General features: G+C 61.9%; 27 protein-coding genes, 1 tRNA gene and 1 riboswitch. Of the genes, 14 read left to right on the top strand and 14 right to left on the bottom strand.

Features of this window, described 5'->3' with window-relative positions:
- Positions 1 to 36: 36 nt before the first annotated feature.
- The 3 genes from JQN66_RS00200 to uriH all read right to left on the bottom strand — a co-directional run bounded on the left by JQN66_RS00200 (position 37) and on the right by uriH (position 2,363).
- Positions 37 to 468 carry a universal stress protein gene (locus tag JQN66_RS00200; RefSeq protein WP_204676173.1) on the bottom strand — a complete coding sequence of 144 codons (432 nt, stop codon included), beginning with the start codon at positions 466 to 468 and terminating at the stop codon, positions 37 to 39.
- Positions 469 to 525: 57 nt separating this feature from the next.
- Positions 526 to 1,224, bottom strand: coding sequence for a dienelactone hydrolase family protein (locus tag JQN66_RS00195; protein ID WP_204676172.1), 699 nt, complete (start codon positions 1,222 to 1,224; stop codon positions 526 to 528).
- Between the two features lie 155 nt (positions 1,225 to 1,379).
- On the bottom strand, positions 1,380 to 2,363 hold the full coding sequence (gene uriH, locus JQN66_RS00190; RefSeq protein WP_204676171.1) for a uridine-preferring nucleoside hydrolase UriH: 984 nt from the start codon (positions 2,361 to 2,363) through the stop codon (positions 1,380 to 1,382).
- Between the two features lie 140 nt (positions 2,364 to 2,503).
- Here uriH and JQN66_RS00185 point away from each other — a divergent pair, with 140 nt between their 5' ends.
- Positions 2,504 to 3,553: a LacI family DNA-binding transcriptional regulator gene (locus JQN66_RS00185; protein WP_204676170.1), complete on the top strand. Its 1,050-nt coding sequence runs from the start codon at positions 2,504 to 2,506 to the stop codon at positions 3,551 to 3,553.
- Between the two features lie 2 nt (positions 3,554 to 3,555).
- Positions 3,556 to 3,720, top strand: a complete 165-nt coding sequence (locus JQN66_RS00180) for a hypothetical protein (RefSeq protein WP_204676169.1) — start codon at positions 3,556 to 3,558, stop codon at positions 3,718 to 3,720.
- Here the strand turns inward: JQN66_RS00180 and JQN66_RS00175 are convergent.
- Positions 3,717 to 4,253 carry a YdeI/OmpD-associated family protein gene (locus tag JQN66_RS00175; RefSeq protein WP_204676168.1) on the bottom strand — a complete coding sequence of 179 codons (537 nt, stop codon included), beginning with the start codon at positions 4,251 to 4,253 and terminating at the stop codon, positions 3,717 to 3,719. The genes JQN66_RS00180 and JQN66_RS00175 overlap by 4 nt on opposite strands.
- Positions 4,254 to 4,382: 129 nt before the next feature.
- On the opposite strand from JQN66_RS00175, the gene JQN66_RS00170 reads away from it, so the two are divergent.
- Together JQN66_RS00170 and JQN66_RS00165 are read left to right on the top strand one after the other, a co-directional pair.
- The gene (locus JQN66_RS00170) at positions 4,383 to 4,757 is read left to right on the top strand and encodes a hypothetical protein (protein ID WP_204676167.1); all 375 of its coding nucleotides are present in this window, start codon (positions 4,383 to 4,385) and stop codon (positions 4,755 to 4,757) included.
- A gap of 36 nt (positions 4,758 to 4,793) precedes the next feature.
- A complete protein-coding gene (locus tag JQN66_RS00165) occupies positions 4,794 to 5,126 on the top strand; it encodes a Pr6Pr family membrane protein (protein ID WP_204676166.1) in 333 nt (110 codons plus the stop codon).
- 230 nt (positions 5,127 to 5,356) lie between these two features.
- On the opposite strand, the gene JQN66_RS00160 is transcribed toward JQN66_RS00165, so the two are convergent.
- Together JQN66_RS00160 and JQN66_RS00155 are read right to left on the bottom strand one after the other, a co-directional pair.
- On the bottom strand, positions 5,357 to 6,151 hold the full coding sequence (locus JQN66_RS00160; protein WP_204676165.1) for a CPBP family intramembrane glutamic endopeptidase: 795 nt from the start codon (positions 6,149 to 6,151) through the stop codon (positions 5,357 to 5,359).
- A gap of 169 nt (positions 6,152 to 6,320) precedes the next feature.
- Positions 6,321 to 6,404: transfer RNA gene (locus JQN66_RS00155), tRNA-Leu, on the bottom strand.
- Between the two features lie 282 nt (positions 6,405 to 6,686).
- Between JQN66_RS00155 and JQN66_RS00150 the strand changes: the two genes are divergently transcribed.
- Genes JQN66_RS00150 through pknB form a run of 7 tightly spaced genes read left to right on the top strand, consistent with a single transcriptional unit; the run spans position 6,687 to position 15,993 of the window.
- On the top strand, positions 6,687 to 7,520 hold the full coding sequence (locus tag JQN66_RS00150; protein WP_204676164.1) for an FhaA domain-containing protein: 834 nt from the start codon (positions 6,687 to 6,689) through the stop codon (positions 7,518 to 7,520).
- The gene (locus tag JQN66_RS00145; RefSeq protein WP_188949274.1) at positions 7,517 to 7,996 is read left to right on the top strand and encodes an FHA domain-containing protein FhaB/FipA; all 480 of its coding nucleotides are present in this window, start codon (positions 7,517 to 7,519) and stop codon (positions 7,994 to 7,996) included. Before JQN66_RS00150 ends, JQN66_RS00145 begins: the two co-directional genes overlap by 4 nt.
- Before the next feature lie 3 nt (positions 7,997 to 7,999).
- Positions 8,000 to 9,397, top strand: a complete 1,398-nt coding sequence (locus tag JQN66_RS00140; RefSeq protein WP_204676163.1) for a PP2C family protein-serine/threonine phosphatase — start codon at positions 8,000 to 8,002, stop codon at positions 9,395 to 9,397.
- Positions 9,394 to 10,791 (top strand): FtsW/RodA/SpoVE family cell cycle protein, encoded by a 1,398-nt coding sequence (locus JQN66_RS00135; RefSeq protein WP_204676162.1) that lies wholly within the window; start codon positions 9,394 to 9,396, stop codon positions 10,789 to 10,791. The genes JQN66_RS00140 and JQN66_RS00135 overlap by 4 nt, the downstream gene beginning before the upstream one ends.
- Positions 10,788 to 12,248: a peptidoglycan D,D-transpeptidase FtsI family protein gene (locus JQN66_RS00130; protein ID WP_188949277.1), complete on the top strand. Its 1,461-nt coding sequence runs from the start codon at positions 10,788 to 10,790 to the stop codon at positions 12,246 to 12,248. Before JQN66_RS00135 ends, JQN66_RS00130 begins: the two co-directional genes overlap by 4 nt.
- A complete protein-coding gene (locus tag JQN66_RS00125; RefSeq protein ID WP_204676161.1) occupies positions 12,245 to 14,071 on the top strand; it encodes a protein kinase domain-containing protein in 1,827 nt (608 codons plus the stop codon). The genes JQN66_RS00130 and JQN66_RS00125 overlap by 4 nt, the downstream gene beginning before the upstream one ends.
- Positions 14,071 to 15,993, top strand: a complete 1,923-nt coding sequence (gene pknB, locus JQN66_RS00120) for a Stk1 family PASTA domain-containing Ser/Thr kinase (RefSeq protein ID WP_204676160.1) — start codon at positions 14,071 to 14,073, stop codon at positions 15,991 to 15,993. Before JQN66_RS00125 ends, pknB begins: the two co-directional genes overlap by 1 nt.
- 61 nt (positions 15,994 to 16,054) lie before the next feature.
- On the opposite strand, the gene JQN66_RS00115 is transcribed toward pknB, so the two are convergent.
- From JQN66_RS00115 to JQN66_RS00105, 3 genes are read right to left on the bottom strand one after another with little or no spacing between them, the layout of a single operon-like run.
- Positions 16,055 to 16,699, bottom strand: a complete 645-nt coding sequence (locus JQN66_RS00115) for an anthranilate synthase component II (protein ID WP_188949280.1) — start codon at positions 16,697 to 16,699, stop codon at positions 16,055 to 16,057.
- The gene (locus JQN66_RS00110) at positions 16,696 to 16,866 is read right to left on the bottom strand and encodes a hypothetical protein (protein WP_188949281.1); all 171 of its coding nucleotides are present in this window, start codon (positions 16,864 to 16,866) and stop codon (positions 16,696 to 16,698) included. Before JQN66_RS00110 ends, JQN66_RS00115 begins: the two co-directional genes overlap by 4 nt.
- Positions 16,867 to 16,876: 10 nt before the next feature.
- Positions 16,877 to 17,644, bottom strand: coding sequence for a class E sortase (locus tag JQN66_RS00105; RefSeq protein ID WP_188949282.1), 768 nt, complete (start codon positions 17,642 to 17,644; stop codon positions 16,877 to 16,879).
- 220 nt (positions 17,645 to 17,864) lie between these two features.
- On the opposite strand from JQN66_RS00105, the gene JQN66_RS00100 reads away from it, so the two are divergent.
- Complete coding sequence (locus JQN66_RS00100; protein WP_204676159.1) at positions 17,865 to 18,119, top strand: cell division protein CrgA; 255 nt, start codon at positions 17,865 to 17,867, stop codon at positions 18,117 to 18,119.
- A 6-nt stretch (positions 18,120 to 18,125) separates the two neighbouring features.
- Here JQN66_RS00100 and JQN66_RS00095 read toward each other — a convergent pair whose 3' ends face one another.
- Positions 18,126 to 18,443, bottom strand: a complete 318-nt coding sequence (locus tag JQN66_RS00095) for a DMT family transporter (protein WP_204676158.1) — start codon at positions 18,441 to 18,443, stop codon at positions 18,126 to 18,128.
- Positions 18,444 to 18,457: 14 nt separating this feature from the next.
- Positions 18,458 to 18,526, bottom strand: a riboswitch (guanidine-III (ykkC-III) riboswitch).
- A gap of 2 nt (positions 18,527 to 18,528) precedes the next feature.
- Complete coding sequence (locus JQN66_RS00090; protein WP_204676157.1) at positions 18,529 to 19,413, bottom strand: ArgP/LysG family DNA-binding transcriptional regulator; 885 nt, start codon at positions 19,411 to 19,413, stop codon at positions 18,529 to 18,531.
- A 71-nt stretch (positions 19,414 to 19,484) separates the two neighbouring features.
- Here JQN66_RS00090 and JQN66_RS00085 point away from each other — a divergent pair, with 71 nt between their 5' ends.
- Complete coding sequence (locus tag JQN66_RS00085) at positions 19,485 to 20,102, top strand: LysE/ArgO family amino acid transporter (protein WP_204676156.1); 618 nt, start codon at positions 19,485 to 19,487, stop codon at positions 20,100 to 20,102.
- Between the two features lie 481 nt (positions 20,103 to 20,583).
- Here the strand turns inward: JQN66_RS00085 and JQN66_RS00080 are convergent, their stop codons facing one another.
- A complete protein-coding gene (locus JQN66_RS00080) occupies positions 20,584 to 21,258 on the bottom strand; it encodes a rhomboid family intramembrane serine protease (RefSeq protein WP_204676155.1) in 675 nt (224 codons plus the stop codon).
- Positions 21,259 to 21,548: 290 nt separating this feature from the next.
- A complete protein-coding gene (locus tag JQN66_RS00075) occupies positions 21,549 to 22,094 on the bottom strand; it encodes a peptidylprolyl isomerase (RefSeq protein WP_188949288.1) in 546 nt (181 codons plus the stop codon).
- 169 nt (positions 22,095 to 22,263) lie between these two features.
- Between JQN66_RS00075 and JQN66_RS00070 the strand changes: the two genes are divergently transcribed.
- On the top strand, positions 22,264 to 22,470 hold the full coding sequence (locus JQN66_RS00070) for a hypothetical protein (protein WP_188949352.1): 207 nt from the start codon (positions 22,264 to 22,266) through the stop codon (positions 22,468 to 22,470).
- 5 nt (positions 22,471 to 22,475) lie between these two features.
- Here JQN66_RS00070 and JQN66_RS00065 read toward each other — a convergent pair whose 3' ends face one another.
- Positions 22,476 to 23,345, bottom strand: a complete 870-nt coding sequence (locus JQN66_RS00065; protein WP_188949289.1) for a DMT family transporter — start codon at positions 23,343 to 23,345, stop codon at positions 22,476 to 22,478.
- Between the last annotated feature and the right edge of the window lie 98 nt (positions 23,346 to 23,443).

The following is a 23,443-nucleotide window of genomic DNA, read 5'->3' as shown; positions in this document are numbered from 1 at the left end:
ATGCTCCGGAGCCCGCCAGCGGGTGAAGTCTGCTGCTTACTTGTCGGTCTTGACGACCAGCACATCGCATGGAGCCGAGTGGGCCACCGAGGAGGCGACGGAGCCGAGCACGCGGCCCAGACCCTTCATGCCCACGTTGCCGACGACGATCATCGACGCATTGCGGCCCTCGGCCTCGGAGATCAGGACGTCGCCCGGCTTGCCGTGGCCTGCCGCCGCGGTGATGTTCACGCCCGGAACCGCGCTCTGGACGTCGTTGGCGACGCGCTGGGCCAGCTTGCGGGCCTGCTCGGCGTCATCCAGGATCCAGGTGTCGGATCCGATGGAGACGACCTCGGTATTGTCCGATGCGTGCGCGGTGACGACGACCAGTTCGGCGTCCAGCTTGACGGCCAGGTTGGCGGCGCGGCGCGCGGCGCGCTGCGCAGTTTCGGAACCGTCAACGCCGACAATAATGGTCTCAGACATATTTTCTCCTCTTATGTAGTGATGCTGCTTGCTGTGATGGATACCACTTTATGGGTTCTAGGCGACTTTTTCCTGCAAGAAATCCACGGCGCGCTCCCAGGCGGCGCCGGCCAGGGCCGGATCATAGTTTCCGGCCGGATTTTCGTCGTTGTGGAAGGCGTGTTTGCCGTCGTAGTAGAAGTAGGTGACTTCCGCCCCGGATTCGCGGCGGATCTGCTGTTCCTGTTCATGCGCCTGGTCGACCGGGTAGAAGTCGTCGAAGTTCGCGTAGTGGCCCTGGACCGCGGCGCTCACGCCGCTGAAGTCGTTGGGCACTCCCTGGCCGACGCCGTAGAACGGCACGGCCGCCGCGATCTTCTCGCCCTGCTGCGCCGCCAGTTGCAGGACGAACCCGCCGCCCATGCAGAAACCGATGGCTCCAAGCTTTTCGCTCGTGACGTTGTCGCTGGACAGCAGGAAGTCGACTGCGCCGGCCAGCAGTTCGGCGCCCTTTTCCTCCGGAAGCTCGGACATCATGCGCCCGGCTTCCTCGCCGTCGTGGGTGATGCTTCCGCCGAAGAGGTCCGGAGCCAGCGCCACGAAGCCCCGGGCGGCCAGGCGGTCTGCAACGTCGCGAATGTGGCCGGTCAGGCCCCACCATTCCTGGATGACGATGACCCCGGGGCCCTTGCCGGATTTTGGAAGGGCAAGGTATCCATGCGCCTGGGTGCCGAAGGATTCAAATGCTACGTTTTGGTGCGGGGTTCGGACTGCCATCTCACAACCTTCGTTTCAATGAATATCGCTTTGAAATCAGTCTATGAAACGGATGGCAGAAATTGCATTGACCCTAGTCACATATCAGTGAATCACCAGTGTGTCGGCTGTTACTGATAGGCTCCGCCGATTGGCCGCGCAAAGCCCCCGCAGCGTCAGCGGGAGGCGGGCTGCGGAAGCTCGACATCCCCGATGCGCTCGAGCGCGTCGATGACCAGATTCCAGAATCCGGCGTGGTCCAGGTCGACCGCCACGGAGGTATGGCAGTCGTCTGCCGCCGGGGCGCGGAAATCCACGACGGTCATGCCCAGGGTGAGATCGCCGCGCAGCTCCACGCCGACCGGGGCCTTGACGGTCCGCACGACGTTGGGGTCGATCACATAGGCCACGGCGCACGGGTCGTGCACCGGAGGCGCGTCGAACCCTTGGTTGTCGCGGTAGGCCTGGGCGAAGAAATCCATCAGCTCGCGTACGAAGCGGGCCGGACCGGTCCCGATCTGCTCGATGCGCTCGACCACCTGCTCGGTGGCCAGCGCCTGGTGGGTCAGGTCCAGGCCCACCATGACCACTGGCCACTGCTCGTTGAAAACGATATGCGCGGCCTCCGGGTCGATCTTGATGTTGAACTCCGCCACGGCGCTCCAGTTGCCGACGTGGTAGCCGCCGCCCATGAGCACCACTTCGCGCACGCGCTGGACGATGCGCGGTTCCTTGCGCACGGCCAGTGCGATATTGGTCAGGGCCCCGGTGGGCACCAGGGTGACTTCGCCGGGCTCGTGGGCCATGATCGTGTCGATGATCAGGTCCACGGCGTGGCGCGGATCGAGTTCGATGTTCGGTTCGGGCTGGGAGGGGCCATCCATGCCCGAGTCCCCGTGCACGTCGCCCGCAGTTTCAATGTCGCGCACCAGGGGGCGGGCGCAGCCGGCCGCGAACGGGACGCCGGTGATTCCGGCGATGGTTCCCACTGCGAGCGCATTGGCGGTGACCTTGTCCAGGGTCTGGTTGCCCGCCACGGTGGTGACCGCCAGCAGGTCGATCAGCGGGCTGCCGTGGGCCAGAAGCATCGCGACAGCATCGTCATGGCCGGGATCGCAGTCGAGGATGATCTTGCGAGGGGCAGGTGCCTCATGAGTCATGGTGTGCTGTCCTTTGGGCGCCGGGCGGGAGCCGTCGGCATGGATTACGGGTTCTTCCTTGATTCTCCCGGCAACGACGATGATCGTCAAACGCTTAACTATTGCCCGTCGCAGCACAGAATCCGCACTAGTATGGATCCATGAACATTGGGGAAAAAACTGCGGGCAAGCAGCCGCCGCGCCGCGTGACCGCTGCAATGGTCGCCGAGCACGCCGGGGTGTCGACAGCCACCGTGTCGCTGGTAGCCAACGGCAAATCCGCCGGCCGCGTATCAAAGCACAACGAGGAACGCGTCCGAGAGGCGATCCGTGAGCTCGGCTACTTTGTGGACGGCATCGGCAGCTCGCTGGCCAAGGGTGTCAGCTCGCTGGTCATCCTGGTGGCGCCCGATATCTCCAACCCGTTTTTCGCCAAGGTGATCGCCGGCGTGCGTTCGGTGCTGGGCAACGACTACCAGCTGCTGCTGTCGGTGACCGATGCCGGCCTCTCCCCCAGCGCGACCGAGACCCGGCGCCTGCTGGGCCTGCGCCCGGCGGGGCTGCTGGTTCACGCGCCGACCAAGGCGTTCCTCGAGGACTTGGCCGGACCGCTTCCGCTGGTGGCACTGGACGCGCCTGGCATCGACCCTTCGATTCCCGCGGTGAACATGGATGTGGCGCAGGGCGCCGAGGCCGTCGTGGCCCATTTCTCCGGCTTGGGGCACACCAGGGCCGCCTATCTGGACGGCAGCACCGGCACCGACACCCTGATGGTTCGCCGCCAGGCGTTCCTCGAAGCGGCCGAGCGCTACGGCATCGAGGTCCTGCCGGGCAATGTGGCAAGCTCGATGATCGACGTCAGCTCGGCTTCCGACGAATTCAGCCGCAACTGGCCCGCTTGGGAGGCCAGCGGGGTGACCGCACTGGCCTGCGCCACCGACACCCAGGCCTTCGGCGTGCTGCACGCGGCGCGGCATCTGGGCATCCGGATCCCCCACCGCCTGGCCGTCGCCGGGTTCGACGACCTGCCGTACTCGGCCACCTCGAACCCGTCGATCACCAGCGTCCAGCTCCATGCCACCGAGGTCGGCCAGCAGGCCGCGCTCAAGTTGCGCGAGCTGATCGACGGTCAGACGCCGCAGTCGCTGCAGTCGCTGCTTCCGAGCTCCCTTGTGGTCCGCGGGTCCACGACCGCCGACGGAGGGCTCTAGGCGTGCGGATTTCGAAGTTCTTCACCGTTGCCACGGCTGTCGTGGCTCTGTTGGTGGTGCTGGGCATGGTGGTCATGAGCAGCGGCGTGCTGGGGCTGATTTTCGACCCCGAACCGGACATCGACAGCTACTACCTGTTCAGGGTCGTGCCGCACGTTCCTTCCTAGCCAATCAGCTTGCCGCTCTTGGCAACCTCGGGGTCGGTGCAGGAAGACAGGTCGAAGCAGCAGGGGCGGCGCTTGCCGTCCAGCAGCTTGGAGATGCTGACTTCCACGCGGCGCTGCCGGGTCTGCGGATTCTTGGTCGCTCCGACCCAGCGCACCCATTCCCAGCGTGCCATCGGCGTCAGCCCTGCCCAGGTCCCATCGAGTTCCGGGGTGCCCTTCAGCGCTGCGGAAAGATCCATCGGCACCTCTGTCTCCGGCCAGGAGTCGCTGAGTTGGGCGGTAAAAGTCAAGGACGAACCACTTTCGGCCTCGATATCCACCGGCCCGCTGCCGTCGATGGACAACCAATGCCCCCTGCGCCCGTCCGGGTCGAGCACGACGGTTGACGTTTTGCCGGCGAAGACCAGCTCCACCGCGACCTGGCCACGGCTGGGCAGTCGATCACTGGATTCCTGGTCGAAGACGACGATTCGTCGGTCGGCGATCATGCGCACCGTCCCGGTTAGTTCAAATGCTTCACCCTTGGCACCCATCAACCTGTCCCTTCATTGGTTTTCCGAGTCCGATTTTATGCCACCGGGCACGTGACCGGAACGTCCCCGAATTGGTAAACTCCGCAATATCAGATGACTTCTCCTTGGCCGGATCGAGCGGATGGCCCCATGAGCGCGACCGAACCAACAGCTGCTGCGCGGCAGGCCTGGGCCGCCGCGCAGGGCGCGATGGGTCTGCTGATCCTCGCGGCGGTCGCGGCCCAGGCCCGGGCGGCCATTGAAAGGACCGTAGGCCTCGGGCGGGACTTGCCCACCACGATGGCCAACTTCTTCAGCTACTTCACGATCCTGTCCAATATCTTCTGCGCCGTGGTGCTGCTGCTTGCCGCATGGTGGATGACCAGACCGCGCTCGAAGCCGCAGGAAGCCGCCTGGCTAGCCATCCTGCTAGCCTGCGCAACGACCTATATGATCGCCACCGGCGTGGTCTACAACCTGCTACTCAGGTCCATCGCGCTGGATCAGGGAACCACCGTGCCGTAGTCGAACGAGGTCTTGCACCTGTTGGGGCCGGCCTTCATGCTTCTCCACGCGCTTTGCGGCCCCTGGCCCCGCACGCTCCCCGGGAAATCGGTGGCTTTGGTGCTGATATTTCCGCTGGCCTGGCTCGGATACACCTTGATCCGCGCTCCGTTCGTGACGGCCCCGGCCACCGGAGTCCCGTGGTGGTACCCGTACCCGTTCCTCGACCAACACCTGCAAGGCGGCTATGGACCTGTCGTGGGATACGTCGCCGGTTTTGCCGCAGCCATAACTGCCATCGCCTATGCGGTTGTTGCGCTGGAGCGGTGGCGGCACCACCGGCGGGCAGCGCCGGGGATCTTGATGTCCGACACGCGGCGGTCGGGGTAGTTTGATTCGAGTGAGATCTCCGCGACCCGACAACGTGTTTTTCCGACGGCGGCGGGCCGCGAAATACAATGCTTTCGGAAAAGAAATAACCTCCGGTTCAAGATCTAAATCTTGACCCGGAGGTTATCCATTCTGTGCGCGAGGGGGGACTTGAACTCCCACGTCACCCCAACTATGCAGCGCTCGGCAGTAGACCGCTTCGCTGCCCACCTCGGCAACGCGTGTCGGGTTCAGAACACCGGAACAACGCCTGTGAGTTGCAGGATCGGGAGGATGATCGCCGGAGACGACATCATGATGTTCACGATCCAGTGAGCGATCACCACCGGGAGGAGGCGTCCTTGCTTGCGCACGATGAACCCGGCGCAGAGGCCCCATACCGTAAACGCGATGAAGTAGACGAGCATGCCGGGAACGGTGGCTGCGAAGAGAATGTGCTGAGCGCCGAACAGGAGTGACGTGGCTACGATCGCCACAGTAGCGCCCCATCGGGATGCGATCCCGTCCAGGCCGTAGCCGCGGAAGACGAGTTCCTCCGTTGGCGCATTAATCAGCATGAACGGGATCACCGCCACGAGCGAGATGACGAGCAGAACCACCGGTTCCATCCGCACTGATGACGCAGGATCGAAGAAGATCGTGGCGAACGCAGATGGCGCATCGCTCCCGTAGAGGGCGAACACGGTTCCAGCCACCACCGCCATGAACGGGATGTTCAGGACGAAGAGCCAGAGCAGGCCCCACAACACGTCTCGCCCGATACGACCCTTCTGAATGCCCAGCGCAGCGCGGAGGGAGACCCCCTTATCTCTGTGAAACTTGCGCACGATCAACAGGCAAAGCACGTTCACGGGGAGAAGCCCCAGAGTCGCCCATGTCGTACTCGGCGGGAACGACTCGATCCCGGCGGTGGCCCGGAGAACGACCCACAACACGACCGTGACGATGAGGATCGAACCCAGACGCACGGTGAGCAGAATCCACGCGCGCCCAGCAAAGCGTTCCGTTGGCGCAGCCTCGGTCATCGAGTGTGTCCAGCAATAAGAGGTGCGCGCATGAAGCGATTCTCCCATGCGGAACCGCACCGACCCAAGTCGCCGACTGGCAAGGCTTAGCACTTTTTCTAGCACTCCCGACGCGAAAGACCCCCAACCCGAGAGATAAAATCCCAGGTCAGGGGCCATTTCATTCGTGTGCGCGAGGGGGGACTTGAACCCCCACGACCTTGCGATCACTGGCACCTGAAGCCAGCGCGTCTACCAATTCCGCCACTCGCGCATATTCACTTTTTTGCCGCCCACTGTGTCGGCAACAAGAATTAGCTTACACACACTTTTCCCGATCACCTAATCGAAACGGTACTTTGTGGTCAGCAACACATTTGCAACCTTTTTGGCACTTATATCGTTGGCTTATTGCGCCATGTGTCCGCCAGCAAATTTCCGGCAATTGCACAGCTGAAAACAGTAAGATCGACAATGAAGTTCCGTGTTCCGGCCGAAATGGCTACTTGGCTCGGGACTCAACAGACATCCAAAAAGGTAGGAAGGAGCGCGAGTAATGGGCTTTCTCGACAAGGTCGAACGAGGCTTGGAAAAGGTCGTCACCAGCTTCTTCCGAGGCACCAGCACCAGCGAGGTCAAACCCGTGGAGCTGACCACGGCCCTGCGCAATGAGATGGATCGCGGCATCCTGCCAATCAGCGAGGGCCGCAGCCTGGCGCCGAACGACTTTGTCGTCTCCTTGAGCGAGAAGGACTTCGAGACCGCCAAGGGATGGGGTTCATCCGTAGTCAACGAGCTGGCCAAGGTCACTGCGGAACACGCAAGCACCCAGGGCTACTCGGTGCAGAGCGACATCATGATCCACTTCGTCTCCGATCCGAGCTTCAAGGTCGGCGAAATGGAGATCAACGGATCCATCAAGGACGCCAGCTCCAAGCCGGCCGCCTCCGCACCAGTTCGCGAACCCGCACCCAAACCCTCAGGCGCCGCTGCGGTCCCCCCTGATTCCGCCGCACCGAAGACCACCGCCCAGCCGCGCCCGACCAGTCGGCCGAAGCCGCAGCCGACGGCCCCCTCCATCCCCAAGCAGGCGATTTTGGAAGTCGACGGCCAGCGCTTCGCGTTGCACCATCACTCAATCGTTCTCGGCCGCTCGGCCAGCACCGACATCCCGGTGGACGACTCCGGAGTTTCGCGCCAGCACGTGCGCGTGGAAACCCGAGGGCAGAACACCTATGTCGTTTCCGATCTCGGTTCCACCAACGGAACCTACGTCGATGGAAAGAAAATTTCCACTGAAACCCGTATATTTGACGGTTCAATCATCAATATCGGACAGACGAAGATCGTCTTCCGACTGATTACCACGAACAACGGAGACCATGCATGAATGACCTCGTTCTGAGCCTGCTCCGTCTGGGCTTCCTTGTCCTGATATGGCTGCTTGTTCTCAGCGTGGTCGGGTCGATGCGCCGCGACCTGGCCATTGGTTCGCGTTCCCGCACCGGAAAGCCCAGCGCTCGGGCCCTCAAGAAGAACCCCGAGCTGGCAGAACCGGAGCCGACCACCCGCAAGGCCGCAAGCTCACTGCAGATCCTCGAGGGTCCCCTGGCCGGGCGCACCATCACCCTGCAGGGTCAGCCGATCCTCTTCGGCCGCGCCCAGGATGCCACTGTGGTCCTGGAAGACGACTACGCCTCGGGACGCCATGCCCGCCTGTTCCCGCAGGGCTCGCGCTGGTTCATTGAAGACCTCGGTTCCACCAACGGAACCTTCGTAGGAGACAGCCAGCTGACCCGCGCCCAGGCAGTTGAGCCGGGGCAGCGTATCCGCATCGGGAAGACTGTCCTGGAATTGAAGGCTTAGCCTATGGCTTTGAAGCTTAAATTTGCCGCCAAGTCCGACGTCGGACGAATCCGCAAGAAAAATGACGACTCCGCCTATGTCGGAGAGCACCTCGCGGTCCTGGCCGACGGCATGGGTGGCCATGTAGGCGGCGACGTCGCCTCGGCCTCCACCGTGCTGGATCTGGTGCACCTGGACCGCGCCGTCACTGCCGATCCACGCAATGCACTGCCCGATGAAATCCAGGCCGCCAACCTCGTCTTGAACGAACTGGTCGGCGCCAACCCCAAGCTTTCCGGGATGGGCACCACAGTCACCTCGCTGCTCCTGTCCGGAACGACCCTGCACATGGCGCACATCGGCGACTCACGCGCCTACCGCCTGAAAAATGGTGTCTTCGAGCAGATCAGCACCGATCACACCTTCGTCCAGCGCCTCGTTGACGAGGGGCGCATCAGCCGCGAGGAAGCGGAAATCCACCCCCATAAGAACGTGCTCCTGCGCGTGCTGGGTGATTCGGATGCTTCCCCCGAGCTCGACGTCCAGCAGCTCGAGGCAAGCGTGGGCGAACGCTGGATGCTCTGCTCGGACGGCCTGACCGATGCGGTGGCCGTTCCGGTCATCGAAGAGATCATCCGTTCAACCCCCGACATGGACCAAGCCGTCAACGACCTGGTCGCCATCACGCTGAAGAACGGCGCTCCGGACAACGTCACCGTGGTGATGTTCGAGGTCGTGGAAGACCAGGCTCCCGGCAGCGATGAACCGGCAAGGCTTGAACCGGCTCCGGATACCGGCCAGCTGGCCATCGCCGCGGAGGGCGACGTCGAAGCCAGCGCCTCGCTGCTGCGCCACGAGATCTCCCAACGCCCGCATCTGCTGGTGGGCTCCGCGCAGCTGGCCACGCAGACCGGGCAGATCCCGGTTGTCACCCAGCACACCGGAGAACGCCGCGCCGCGGCATTGCTCACGCACCGTTCCCCCGCCGCCCGGGGCGTACTGGATCCCATCGAAGAATCCCTTCCGCATCGCCGCTGGCTGATGCCGATCCTGCTGACCCTGACCGCCGTGCTGGTGGTCATCCTCGGCGCTTGGGGTTACATGTGGACGCAGACCCAGTACTTCGTCGGCCCGGTGGACGGAAAGGTCGCCATTTACAAGGGCGTGCCCCAGGAGCTCGGCCCGATTTCCCTCTCGGAAATCGACACCGTCAGCTCGGTCCCGCTCGAGGCCCTGCCCGAGTACTCGCGCCAGCGCGTTGAATCCACCATTCCGGCCGACAGCCGGGAACATGCCCAGTCCATCATCCAGGAGCTGCTGGTCACCGCGAAGCAGAATTGCCCGGTGCAGGTTCCGGGCAGCTCGAACAACCAATCAACGCAATCGCCGCTGCCGGCCTACTGTCAGGAGATCATGCAATGACCGAAGTGCAAACCGCACCGGTGCCTCGGCGCAATCTCGAGCTCCTGCTGCTGCTTCTGGCCCTATGCGTGGGCGGTGCCGCCTTCTTCCTGGTCGGCAGCGCTACCGAGGACAACGACAGCAAGAATTTCCTGATCCAGATGGGGATCATGGGCGCCTTGGCCCTGGTCATCCACGTGCTCCTGCGCATTTTCGCCAAGTATGCCGATCCGGTAATACTTCCGATCACCGTGGCGCTGAACTCCCTGGGCCTGGCGATGATCCACCGCATTGACCTCGCCAAGGGCACATCCCAGTCCAGCCGGCAGCTGATGTGGACGGCCATCGCCATCCTGGTTGCCGCCCTGGTGCTCTGGGCCGTGAAGGACCACCGCGTCCTGCGGCGCTTCACATATATCGCCCTGCTGGCATCCATCGTCCTGCTGCTGCTTCCGCTGATTCCGGGTCTGGGCGCCACGATCAACGGCGCGCGCATCTGGATCCATGTCGGCCCGTTCTCGCTGCAGCCCGGCGAGCTGGCGAAGATCACCCTGTCGATCTTCTTCGCCGGGTACCTTTCTTCGAACCGCGACCTGATCCTGATGGCGGGCCGCAAGTTCGGCCCGCTGCAGCTTCCGCGCATGCGCGACATGGCTCCGATGATCATCGCCTGGCTGCTGTCCATCGGCGTGCTGGTGGTGCAGCGGGACCTCGGCTCGGCAATCCTGTTCTTCGGCTTGTTCATCCTGATGATCTACGTGGCCACGGCCCGTATCTCCTGGGTGATCATCGGCCTGCTGATGGTGGCCGTCGGCGGCGTCTTCGCCGCGCTGACCATGGGCCACGTCGAACGCCGCGTCAACGTCTGGCTCAACGCCTTCGACCCGGAGATCTACCAGGCCCGGGGCGGCAGCGCGCAGATCGTCGAGGGCCTGTTCGGCATGGCCGACGGCGGCCTGTTCGGCACGGGTCTCGGCGGCGGTTCACCGTACCGCGTCCCGCTGGCCAATTCGGACATGATCATCGCCTCCTTCGGCGAGGAGATCGGCCTGATCGGCGTCACCGCGATCATCCTGCTGTTCATGCTGCTGGTCTCGCGCGGCCTGCGCGCCGCGCTGGGCGCCCGCGACACCTTCGGCAAGCTGCTGGCCAGCGGCCTGGCCTTCACCCTGGGGCTGCAGTGCGTCGTCATCATCGGCGGCGTCACCCGGCTCATTCCGCTGACCGGCCTGGCTACTCCGTTCATGGCCGCCGGCGGCTCCTCGCTGCTGGCCAACTGGATCATCATCGCCCTGCTCCTGCTCATCTCACACAATGCACGCCGCCCCATGAGCGGCTCCGTAGGACCTACCGATGAAATCGCAACTCACACCACCAGCAGGCTCAAGGACCGGAAGGCGGTGACCAATCAGTGAATCAGGCAATCAAGCACGTATGGGTGGCCCTGACGGCGATGTTCGTCATCTGCCTCGGTGCGTTGAGCTACATCCAGTTCTTCAACGCCGAAACCCTCAACGACAATGCCCTGAACAAGCGGCAGCTGTTCCGCGAGTTCGATCTTCCGCGCGGCGCGATCCTGGTGGACGGCAAGCCGATCGCCGAATCCGTGGAAACCGACGATGGCCAGTTCAACTTCCAGCGCAAGTACACCGACCCCGAGCTGTATGCGCATTTGACCGGCTACTACTCGCTGGCCAACGGCACCACCCAGCTGGAGTCGGAACTCAACGACTGGCTGACCGGCTCGAGTTCCGATCTGCTCTTCGACCGTCTTGCCGGCATGTTCACCGGCCAGAAGGCCGAGGGTGCCTCGGTGGAGCTGACCATCGACGGCAAGCTGCAGCAGGCCGCCTATGATGCGATCCCTGACGGCCTGCGCGCCAGCGTGGTGGTCACCGACCCGAAGACCGGCGAAATCCTGAGCATGGTCTCCAAGCCGACCTTCGACACCAACGACCTGGCGGTCCATTCGACCTCCGAGGCTGCGAAGAACATGAAGAAGATCAGCGAGATCGACGGGTTGAGTCCCTACGTCAACCCGGCGATCGGCGACCTGGTCTCCCCCGGGTCCTCGTTCAAGATCCTCAGCACGGTCGCCGCGCTCGAGTCCGACGATTACGACATGAACACCGTGATCAAGAACCCCGCGTCGGTGAACTACCCGGGATCCAAGGACAAGATGAACAACTTCTACGAGGGCATCTGCGGACGCCGTTCCGAGGCGACCTTGGAGTTCATCTTCGCGCAGAGCTGCAACACCCCGTACATGGAGATCAGCCAGAAGCTGGGGATTGAGAAGTTCGCGGACGTGACCGAGCGCTTCGGCTTCGGCCAGCAGCTGGACATCCCGCAGTCGGTCACCCCGAGCCAGTTCCCGACCAAGGACATCACCGCCGCGCAGCTGGCGCAGATGGCCATCGGCCAGTACAACAACAAGGTCACCCCGCTGCAGATGAACATGGCCGCCATGGCCATCGCGAACGACGGGGTCATCATGAAGCCGAACATGGTCAAGAAGGTCACCGCGCCGGACCTGCGGGTCATCGAGGAGCCGAAGCCGGAGAAGTTCTCCACGGCGACGACTCCCGAGGTCGCGGCTGACCTGAAGTCCCTGATGAAGGGGCCGGTGCAGTCGGGCACCGCCATGAACGCGGCGGTTCCGGGTGTCGACCTCCGCGCCAAGACCGGCACGGCCCAGGTCAGGAACGAAAATGGCGTGCCGATCGTGAACTCCTGGATCACCGGCTTCGCGCCGGCGGACGATCCGCAGGTCGCCATCACGGTGACAATCCAGCAAGTAGACTACAACACTGGCCATAACACGGCCGGGGCAATCATGAAGAAGATGGTAGAGGCGGTGTTCAACAAGTGAGGCCAATAACCGGCACCACCTTGGGCGGGCGTTACAAGTTGACCGATCGCATTGCAATCGGCGGCATGGGCGAAGTATGGAAAGCACGGGACCAGGTCCTTGGGCGCCTTGTGGCGATCAAGATCCTCAAAGAGGAATACACGAACAACGAGTCGTTCCTGACCCGCTTCCGTGTCGAAGCCCGGCACACCGCGCTGCTGAACCACTCCGGCATCGCCGGCGTCTTCGACTACGGCGAGGAGGACGGCTCGGCCTACCTGGTCATGGAGCTTGTTCCAGGCCCGCCGCTGTCGACCATCATCGAACGCGAGCGCAAGCTCGACGTGGACCGTACGCTGTCGCTGATTGCCCAGACCGCCCGGGCACTGGCCGCCGCGCACGAGCACGGGCTGGTGCACCGCGACGTGAAGCCAGGCAACATCCTGGTCATGCCCTCGGGGACCGTGAAGATCACCGACTTCGGCATCGCCCGCCTGGCCGACCAGGTCCCGCTGACCGCCACCGGACAGGTCATGGGCACCGCCCAGTATCTGGCTCCGGAGCAGGCCACCGGGCAGAACGCCACCGGCAGCTCGGACATCTACGCCCTGGGCGTCATCGGCTACGAATGCCTGGCCGGCCGCCGGCCGTTTACCGGCGAATCGCAGATCGCCATCGCCCTGGCACAGGTCAACGATGCGCCGCCACCGCTGCCGGAAACCATTCCGGCCCCGGTGCGCCAGCTGATCATGTCGATGCTGGCCAAGAACCCCGCGGACCGCCCGGAAAACGCCACGGCGCTGGCCCAGGCGGCCGACGCCCTGCGCGCCGGAGACACCAACACCGCCGCGCTGGCGGTGCCCGGCATTCTGGCCGCCGGCGTGGCCGAGGACGCCACCCAGGCGCTGAACCTTGAGGACGACGCCACCCAGGCCTTCTCCCCGGCGGATTCGGCGCCGGCGATGACCAACGCCATGCCGACCGTGGTGGCCCCGGTCGGCCCGGCGCAGGACGAATTCACCGTTTCAAGCGCCGGCACCGGTGCGGATGATGGCTTCGACGACGAGGATGCCGACGTCCAGGAATACCATGAGGACCAGGAGCGCAAGCGCAGCCCGTGGCTGATCCCGCTGGTCGCGATCATCGCGCTCGCTGCGCTCATCGGCCTGGCCGCCTGGCTGATCCCCGCCTTCACCGGCAATTCGGGCGGCGACAAGCCGACGGGGGCAACAAATACGCAGACTACCGAGACCAGCGAAACCACCGCGGAGAGCACGGAATCCAGCACGGAAACCACTGCGCCCACGCAGAGTTCCAGCACTCCTTCGCCGAGCAAAACGCAGAAGGAATTCGTCCAGGTCAGTTCCTCGCTGGTGGGCAAGAACATCGACACGGTCATCGCCGAGCTCGAATCCCTGGGTTTGAAGGTGAACGACGTCGCTCAGGAGACCTCCGAAGCGTCTCCGAACACCGTGCTCTCCGTGAGCCCGTCCGGCAGCGTCGAGGCCGGTTCGACCATCAAGGTCGTCTACGCCATGGCCTCGCAGACCGTGAACGTTCCCGCGGTCTCCGGCATGAGCTTCAGCGCCGCGCAGCAGCTGCTGCAGTCCGCCGGCCTGGCCGCGGTCAAGGGCTCGGAAGCATTCGACGATTCCGTGGCCGGCACCGTGCTCTCCCAGAGCGTCCCCGCCAAGAGCGAGGTCGCCCCGGGGACCAGTGTGAGCCTGACGGTTTCCAAGGGCCCGGAGCCGGTTTCGACCCCGACCCCGACCCCTACCCCGACTCCAACGCAGTCCGCCACCTCCACCGGCGCTGCGCAGGATGAGGCGCCAGGCGGCGAGTAATGAGCGAATTTGAAGCGCTGCCTGCGGGACTGCCGCGCCTGATCAACGAGCGCTACGAGATCGAGTCGCTGATCGGCCGCGGCGGCATGGCCGACGTCTACCTAGCCACCGACCATGTATTGGCGCGCCAGGTCGCGGTCAAGGTGCTGCGCCAGGACACCGCGGGCAATCCGATGGTCGTGAACCGATTCCGGCGCGAGGCCAAGGCCGTGGCCGGGCTCAGCCACCCGAACATCGTCGCGGTCTACGACACCGGGCTGCTGCCGGCGACCGGCCAGTCCGCGGAGGCGCTGCCCTTCATGGTCATGGAATACGTCACCGGCCGCACCCTGAAGCAGGTCATCATCGACGGAGACGTCGATGAGTACCATGCGGTCGAGCTGATCCGCGGCGTCTGCGACGCGCTGGACCACTCGCATTCGAAGAACGTGGTGCACCGCGACATCAAGCCGGCCAACGTCATGGTCACCGAGTCGGGCCACGTGAAGCTGATGGATTTCGGCATCGCCCAGGCACTGGACAACTCGGCCACGATGACCCAGACCGCCGCGGTGGTCGGCACCGCGCAGTACTTCTCCCCCGAGCAGGCGCGTGGCGAGCAGGTCGACTACCGGACCGACATCTACTCGGCCGGCTGCCTGTTCTACGAGCTGCTCACCCGCAAACCTCCCTTCACCGGCGATTCGCCGGTGTCGGTGGCCTACCAGCACGTCGGCGAAGCCCCAGTTCCTCCCAGCGAGGCCAACCCGGACATCAACCCGATCTACGATCCGATCGTGCTCAAAGTGCTGTCCAAGGACCGCGACGAACGCTTCCAATCCGCCGGCGCCTTTGCCGACGCCTTGGAGGATGCGTCCCGCGGCGTGGAATTCCACGAGTCCACGGTGCCCACCTACACCATGCCGATCTACGGCACCCATGACTCCACCGAGACGCTGTACGCGGCCGAACCGGCTCCGCTGACCAATGAGCACCCGGTCTTCGCATCGCGGGCCGAGTCGCGGGCCAACGACCAGCCTGGGCACAAGTCAAACCGCGGCCTGATCGTGCTGCTGACCATCATCGCGCTGTTCGCCGTGGGCATCGCCAGCTTCCTGGTGATCCGTTCCATCCAGGCCGACCAAGAGCGCAAGGCCCCGGTCGCGGTACCGAGCGTGCTGAACCTGTCCGAGGAGGATGCCACCAGCCTGCTGCGCAACGCGACCTTCAACGTGAGCGTAAAACACGAATACAGCGACGACGTCGACGAGGGGAACGCGACCCGCACCGACCCGGTCACCGGCCAGGAGATCGCCAAGGAATCGACGGTGGATCTGTATATTTCCGATGGCTCGGAACAGCGCACGATCCCGAAAAACCTGGAAAACCAGTCGGAAACCGCGGCGCGTGATGCGCTGCGCCAGGCCGGACTCGAAGTCGGCGAGGTCAGCCGCGAGAACTCGGCCACCATCCCGACCGATTGGGTCATCGGCACCAGCCCTGAGCTGGGTTCGAAGGTCAAGGCCGGTTCCAAGGTCGACCTCATCCTGTCCACCGGGCAGGTCACGGTGCCCGCCGCGACCAACATGTCCCAGGACGAGGCCACGAAGGCCCTGACTGCCGATGAATTCCAGCTCAAGGTCCAGTTCGTGGACGTGGAAACCGATGACCACGAACCCGGCACGCTCTTCGCGCAGGATCCGGTAGCCGGAGCCGATGTCGCGCAGGGCAGTCTGGTCAAGATCTCGGTGGCCAAGCCGAAGCCGTCGCCGACGCCTACCCCGACGCCGAGTGCGACGGACAGCGAAGACCCGCAGGATCCTCCTTCCGCATCGGATGACAATGAGGACCAGGGAAACAGTGGAAATAACGGAAACAACGGCAATTCGTCGAATAACGGACGAGATCGCACCCGGCCCACCACCGGCCCCAAGACCGAATAACCGCCTTTAAAACGCATCGCGCCGGACCATGTGGTCCGACGCGATGTATTTTATCTGTTGCTTACTCGCCGCTGAACAACGGGCTAAGCGTAGATGCTTTCTCGGCCGCCCCAGGCAGGCCGACGAATTCCAGCCAGTTGCCGAGCATCTGGTAACCCTGCTCGGTCAGCACCGATTCCGGGTGGAACTGCAGGCCCCACAGCGGTGCGGTGCGGTGTGCCAGCCCCATGATGACTCCGCCTTCGGTCTGGGCAATAATTTCCAGCTCGTCGGGGATGCTCTCGCGCACTGCGGCCAACGAGTGGTAGCGGGTTGCGGTGAACGGATTGGCAACCCGGGCGAAGATCGGATGCCGTTCGTGGGAGACCAGCGAAGTCTTGCCGTGCATCAGTTCCTCGGCGTGGGTCACGACGCCGCCGTAGGCTTCTGCCAGCGACTGATGGCCCAGGCAGACCCCGAGCATCGGCTTAGCCTGCTCGCCGCACCATTTGATCAGCTCAATGCTCACTCCGGCGCCAGCCGGGTCTCCGGGGCCGGGGGAAATCAATACCCCGTCATGCTCGGCGGCCAATTCGGCCGCCTGAGCGAAGGAGAGATCGTCATTGCGGTAGACGGTTGTCTGCGCGCCCAGCTCCTGCAGGTATCCTACCAAGGTGTAGACGAAACTGTCATAGTTGTCGATCACGAGGATCTTGATGCTGCTCACTGGGTGCTTTGGCCAATCGTCGAGTCGGTGAACGGGCTGATGTACTCATTCAGCCATGGGAAGACGTACATCATCAGTAATAGCACGACAGCTGCAATGAGAATCAATGCTTCAATAATACGAAGCCACAAAGGACCGGGCAGGTTTCGGAAAATCCAGGCGTACATTCTTTCTCCCCTAGCTCGTTGCCTTGGCAACAAGGTCGCGAATTGCCGATGGCGGTCCGGCATCAAGCGGGCGCCAATTGGTCAGCTCCGAGTACGCGATCATGCGCTGGCGCGTCGTGTACTTCGGGTGGCAGGTGGTCATGGTGAGAATGGAGTCTGTCGGTTCGACACCCCATTGGTGCGGTACGGGAAGAAGGACCTCCCCGTCGGAGGGATTCACGATTTCCGTCTTGGACCAGGTGTAGGTGTAATAGCCGTCCTTGGTCTGAAGATAGATCTTGTCCCCCTCGTGGAGTTTGTCGATGTCCCAGAACACCTGGCCATGTGTCTGGCGGTGCGCTGCCACGGCAAAGTTGCCCTTTTCGCCGGGCAGCTGCGTGTTCGGGTAGTGCCCGATGCCCAAGCTGTTGATGACGTCGTCTCCCACGCCGTTGGTAACCGGGTGGTAGGTTCCGTCTGCTCCCCAGGTCGGGAAGTACATGATGCCGAAGGTCTCCCCCGCCCCGATTTTGGCCACCGGGGCCGGGCCGAAGTCCTTGTCGTCGTCATTGGTCTCCGGGATAACCACATCGCCAAGGTTTTCAACCAGGTTGTTCGTGACCTCCTGCTGGGCCTGGGCGGAGTCGATATTCGTCCACCACAATTCCCACGCGACGTACAGCATGAGCACGATGCCGAGGGTGATCAGCAGTTCGCCGAAAAAGCCGGCGATTCGGCCGCCCAGGGACTGTCGCGGACGGCTTGTTCGGCGGCCTGGTGCAGTTGCTGCACGGTTCACGTCGATCTTGCTCCTTGGTACGGGGCGGGCGGCGGAAGGGCGGAAGCTCTCTCGCGAGGAGATATCCCGACTCTCTGGGCAGGACACATTACCGTTAGTATGGAAGCTACGCAGGAAAACCGGAACAATGCGAACGTTCTCCTGCACCTAGCGTACCGGGAAGACCCAATCGTCTCCCACATTTACTACATTATGCGGAAGAAGCCAAGGGAGCATTCGAGTGCCGGAGTCAAAGCCACGACGCAAGAACAAGCCACGGTCCCAGGAGAGCCAGGGAACCCACGCCGTGGATAAGCCGATGCCGGTTTGGTACAAGCCGGTGATGTTCGGTCTGATGCTTCTGGGTCTGGTGTGGATCATGGTGTACTACCTGTCCCAGACCCTGTTCCCGATCCCGAATATCGGCGGCTGGAACATCGTCATCGGCTTCGGCATCGCCATGGTTGGTTTCTTCATGACCACCGGCTGGAAATAGCAGTCCTCAATGGCTTACGGCCTTCAGGCCGATCACGCATCCGACAAGGCCGAGGATGAATACCATCTTCAAGAGTGTCACTGGCTCTTGCCCCGTGGCCATGGAATAGACCACCGTCAGCGATGCGCCAATCCCCACCCATACCGCGTAGGCGGTACCGGTGGGGATTTCTTTCATTGCATAGGCCAAACCGCCCATGGAGAGCAGCAGCGCCGAAAAGAAAACGATCGTGGGTATCAGCTTCGACAGGCCGTCGCTAAGCCCCAAAGCGGTCGCCCAGACGGCCTCAAAGAGGCCGGAAACAATCAAGACAAGCCAATACATAACCAGATTCCTTCTCTGGCCGTCTTGTCCTGATTCCGGGTACGGCTCCCTCGTCCGGGCGCGGACCGAACTGCCCGCTTGGCACTCACGTTAGCAAATTCAGACCGCCGTCGCTGGCTACCTTCAGCAGTGTGGATTCCAAACGTCCGAGAATTTCAGAATCTACTGCCCAGCGCTGGAAATACAGCGGTACGTCGATGAACCACAGCTCATCGAGTTCTACGAGCCCTTCAACTTGCGCCAGCTGTTGGTCGGGGACCATCCCCCAGCCCATTCCTGCCTGGATCGCATGCAAAAACTGCCATGAATCCGGAACCGTATGCATGGCTCCCTTCCGCTGAGCCGGGTCCAGCCCCAACTGCTCCAGCAGGTGATGCTGCAATCGGTCTTCCCTGTCGAAAATCATCATGGGCGCCATCAGGAAACCGTCAGCGCCTGCGTTGGCAAAATATTCGCGGGCCATCCTTGGACTGCACACCGCCCGATAGCGCAACGCCCCCAACCTGCGCACCGAACAGCCTTGGGCTGCGGCCGAGCTGTTTGTCACCACCGCACTGACCCGCCCGCTGCGCAGCATGTCCAGCGATCGGCTCTCATCCATGCGCATGATTTCGATTGAAACGTTGTCCCACCGGGCCAGTTCTTCGAAAACCGGGGTGAACCAAGTCGAGAGCGAATCAGCGTTCACGCCCACGGCAACTCGTTGGTGGCCGGTTTGGGTAATTTCGTAGGAGAATTCCGCACTCAACGCCGCAATCTGCCGCGCATATCGCAATACCTTGATTCCCTGGTCTGTAGGAATGACAGGCCTGCTGCGCACTACCAGCACGGCCCCCAACCTGTTCTCCAGCGCCTTGATCCGCTGGCTCACGGCTGACGGAGTAATCCCCAAGTCAATGGACGCATCATCGAAGCTTCCAGCGTCCACAACTGCAAGCAGGGTCTGAAGGTGTTCCACATCGAATTTCACATTAGCTACCCTAATGCAGATGTAGATACTTAAGTTAGACATTATCTTGTCGCTTTTCGTACTGTCATTCCATGATCACCGCCTCCCTTTTTCTCGGGTTCTCAACAGGACTGTCACTCATCGTCGCCATCGGGGCGCAGAATGCGTTCGTTCTACGACAGGGAATCCGTCGAGAACGCGTTCTGTTGACAGTGACCCTTTGCGCATTGTCGGATGTGGTGCTCATCTTCGCTGGGGTTACCGGCATAGGCATCGTTGTGGAGCAGGCTCCGTGGATCCTGACGATCGCCCGCATCGGGGGAGCGATCTTCCTGGTCTCCTATGCATTTTTTGCGTTGCGGCGCACGATCGCCCCGTCAGGCATGGAGTCATCGAGCACGCCATCGCCAACCACTGCGTGGTCTATTGCAGGGACTGCACTCATGCTGACTTGGCTTAATCCCCATGTCTACATCGACACGGTGCTCCTGCTCGGCTCCATCGGGGCATCCCAAGGAGAAGAATCCGGTGCATTTGCCGTTGGAGCGATGCTGGCCAGCGTGCTCTGGTTTAGCGCACTTGGCTATGCGTCGCGTTTCCTGTCGCGATTCTTTGCTAAACCCTCAGCTTGGCGAGTACTGGATGGGCTCATCTGCATCTTCATGCTGGCTTTCGCCACCATGCTCCTGGCGCCACTTTTCACCAGTTAACCTGCGGATATCCACAGGTATCCACAGGTCTTGTGGATTACCTTCAACCACAACTTGTTCACAACTTTATCCACAGCTGGGGACAACTTGGGCATTAGTGGGCTTTTTGAATCAAAATGCCTTGTCAAATGGTTTTTGTGCAACAAATTAGGTGTGTACAAAAGTTATTAACACTGTGGATCCTGCTTGTGGAAACATCACTTTTGGCGCATCCTGGGCGGGTGTTGCCCTCTTCGTTTAAAGATTCGAAGCGCTGGTTATTAACAGGTTTCCAGTTCGTAAATGCACTATCTACAGCCGTGTTTAAAAGTTATCCACAACTGGGGAGAAAGGTGTGAGTATCTACTCTTCGGATGGCTTATTCCCTGAGAATGCGGTCATTCCGGGCTGTTAATAACTTTGCCGCCGCAGAGTTACATGGCTGTAAGTTATTAACAGTGTGGATAAGCAGTGTGGATATCTTTGCTGACGTGTTTTCGAATCAGGCCAGAGGCCATTTAGCGGCTTCGACTGCAAGATAGGTCAAAATCAACATTGCCGCACTCAGTGCGCCCAGGAGTGAGAGCTGAATTTTCGAACGCTGTGGATTACTTCGAGGAATCAACATGATGCAGGAAGCGGCGACTATGCCGGCCACGGCGCCGCCAAGATGGGCCTGCCATGAGATCCCGGAAACGACGAAGCCGAGGACGACGTTCAGCGCCAGAATGATCGCCATTTGGCGCAGCGCCTGCTTGTTTCCGCGCAGAACGACGAATGTGGCCAGGAAGAGTCCTGCCAAGGCACCCGAAGCTCCCAGCGTTGCCGTTGTGACCGGGCTCAGGAGCATGACTCCCAATGAGCCACCCAAGGCGCTGAGAAGGTAAAGCCAAGTAAATCGGAGCCTACCAAGTCGCGGTTCGAGAAGCGTGCCAAAAATATACACCCCGTACATGTTCATGAGGATGTGCAGGAACGATCCGGTGGAGTGCGCGAATGCACTGCTGATCAGGCGCCATGGCTCGTACGCTGCGATCGCCGGGATCAGCACCAATTCCCTCGTAAAGCCCGGAATAATCCACTGCAACAGATAGACGAACACATTCAATCCGATGAAAATCATCGTGACCAGGGGAGCACCGGCACGAGCGCGGCCTCCGAACTGCGTCTTCTGCATCGGAACATTCTTATTCGCCTGCCTGACGCATTCAACACACTGAACACCGACAGGAGCTGGAACTTGGCACTGCGGGCAGACAGGACGGCCGCAGCGGTTGCACGAGACATAAGAGACCGTCTCTGGATGCCGATAGCAGGTCGGCTGTGATTGACCTTGAGGATTCACTTGCCCGTAGGACATTTAGTTTTCTACCTAGCGTTGGATGGATCAGTGGTGATTAAACATCGAAGGCCCCGTCGACTCCACTAAGGGAATCGCCGGAGCCTTCAAATTGCGGGACGAAGAGGTTACAGAGCCTCGATGTCGACCGATTTGATAACTACGTCTTCCAGAGGCTTGTCGCGGCCATCGGTGGCGACTGCGTTCAGGGCGTCGACAATCTTGCGGGACTCAGCTTCGGTAACTTCACCGAAGATGGTGTGCTTGCCCTGCAACCAGGTAGTTGGAACGGTGGTGATAAAGAACTGCGAACCGTTGGTGCCGCGGCCCATGCGGATGCCTGCGTTGGCCATGGCCAGCTTGTAAGGCTCGTTGAAGTTCAGTTCCGGGTGGATCTCATCATCGAACTGGTAGCCGGGGCCGCCAAAACCCTGGCCCAGTGGGTCGCCGCCCTGGATCATGAAGTCCGCGATGATGCGGTGGAAAATGGTTCCGCTGTACAGCGGGGTGTTGGTCTTCTTGTCGCCGGATTCTGGGTGAACCCACTCCTGCTCACCGGTCGACAGGCCGACGAAGTTGCTGACAGTCTTCGGAGCGTGGTTGCCGAAAAGATCGACAACAATGTCGCCCAAAGAGGTGTGAATCGTAGCTTTGTGCGTTGCGTTTGCGGTCATGCTCTCATTCTTCCATGAGCACAGCCCGAGCCGCTAAAAGCGGCCTACGCGGTCAGTGAAAATTTCGGGCAATTTTCAATGCACAGAGGCCTAACGCTGGCTACGGCAGTGGCATATGCCTAGGCTGAAGGTACCTGTTGGACAACGGGTTGAACCCAAAGGAGTAAAGATGAGCAAGAAGAGCAGTGCTGGAAAGCTACTAGCCGTAGGCCTAATTGTCGGACTCGTTGCGTTGTTGGTGGCCGCATGGAAGGCTTCCAAGCCGGTTGAGGACCCATGGGAAAACGAGCCTTCCAGCGCCGAACCACAACAGCCGGTCTCATCGCGCGAAGCCACGGTGGAAGAAGTTCGCGAAATCCTGAGTGAAGACCAGTAACCAGCTCATGTCCCGGATTTTGGCGGTACTTGGCCCCTGACCACGAGGACCAGCCCCAAGAGGATTACCCCGAGTCCCAGATAGGTCGCTGCCGGGACGACCTGCCCCAGTACAAGAGCCGCAAGCAGCGCAGCGCCTGGAATCTCCAGCAGAATGAGCGTGGAGACTGTCAGCGGGCCCAGCACATTGAGCAGGTGGTTCATGGCAGTGTGCCCGAGGAGCTGGGCGCACACCGTAAGCAGAATGATGCCAAGCCACCCTGTGGCGTCGAATCCCCAGACAGGCTGGCCAACCGCGAGACAAAGTACCAGCAGAATCACCGCGGTGATGCCGTAGCAGCTGGACGAGTAGGTTGCTGTGCTCATGGTCTTGCGCGCTGCGGCACCGGCCAGCGTGTAAATGGCAGCCAGAACACCTCCTGCGAGGGCGAGCAGGTCTCCAATGATGGCATCGCGCCCCTGTCCCACATCGAAGCCGGTGATCAGCACGACGCCCACGATGGCGATACCCATGCCGAAGAAAACCGGTTTGCGGTAGCGGACCCCGCGCGACGCTTGGAAGAGAGCGATCCACACGCCTTGGATGCACACTAGCGCGGTACCGGCGGCGACGCTTGTCAGGCGCATCGAGTACATGAAGCAGACGAAGTGCAGTGCCAAGGCGACGCCAGCGATACTGGTAAAGAACCATTCGCGGCCAGTGATCTGCCGATAGGACTGCCGATTCTTCTTGAGCACGGGAACGGACAGGACAGCCGCGGCAGCGCCGTTTCGCCACAAGGCCATGGAAAGCACGGGAACTTGGGGAAAAGCGGCGATGATTGGGCCGGAGGCCGAAATCCCCAGAATGCCCAGCGCGGCAAGCAAAAATGTCACAGGCTAAGATTACCCGCTGTTGATAGGGCTTCTAAATCAGCCTCTTCACGCCCGCGATGGTCCCGGTTCAGTACCAGAAAATATATTCATCAATACGC

This window comes from Glutamicibacter protophormiae, from assembly GCF_016894325.1.
GTDB lineage: Bacteria > Actinomycetota > Actinomycetes > Actinomycetales > Micrococcaceae > Glutamicibacter > Glutamicibacter protophormiae.
The sequence above is the reverse complement of the archived record's forward strand: the minus strand, read 5'-3'. Positions and strand labels throughout refer to the sequence as shown.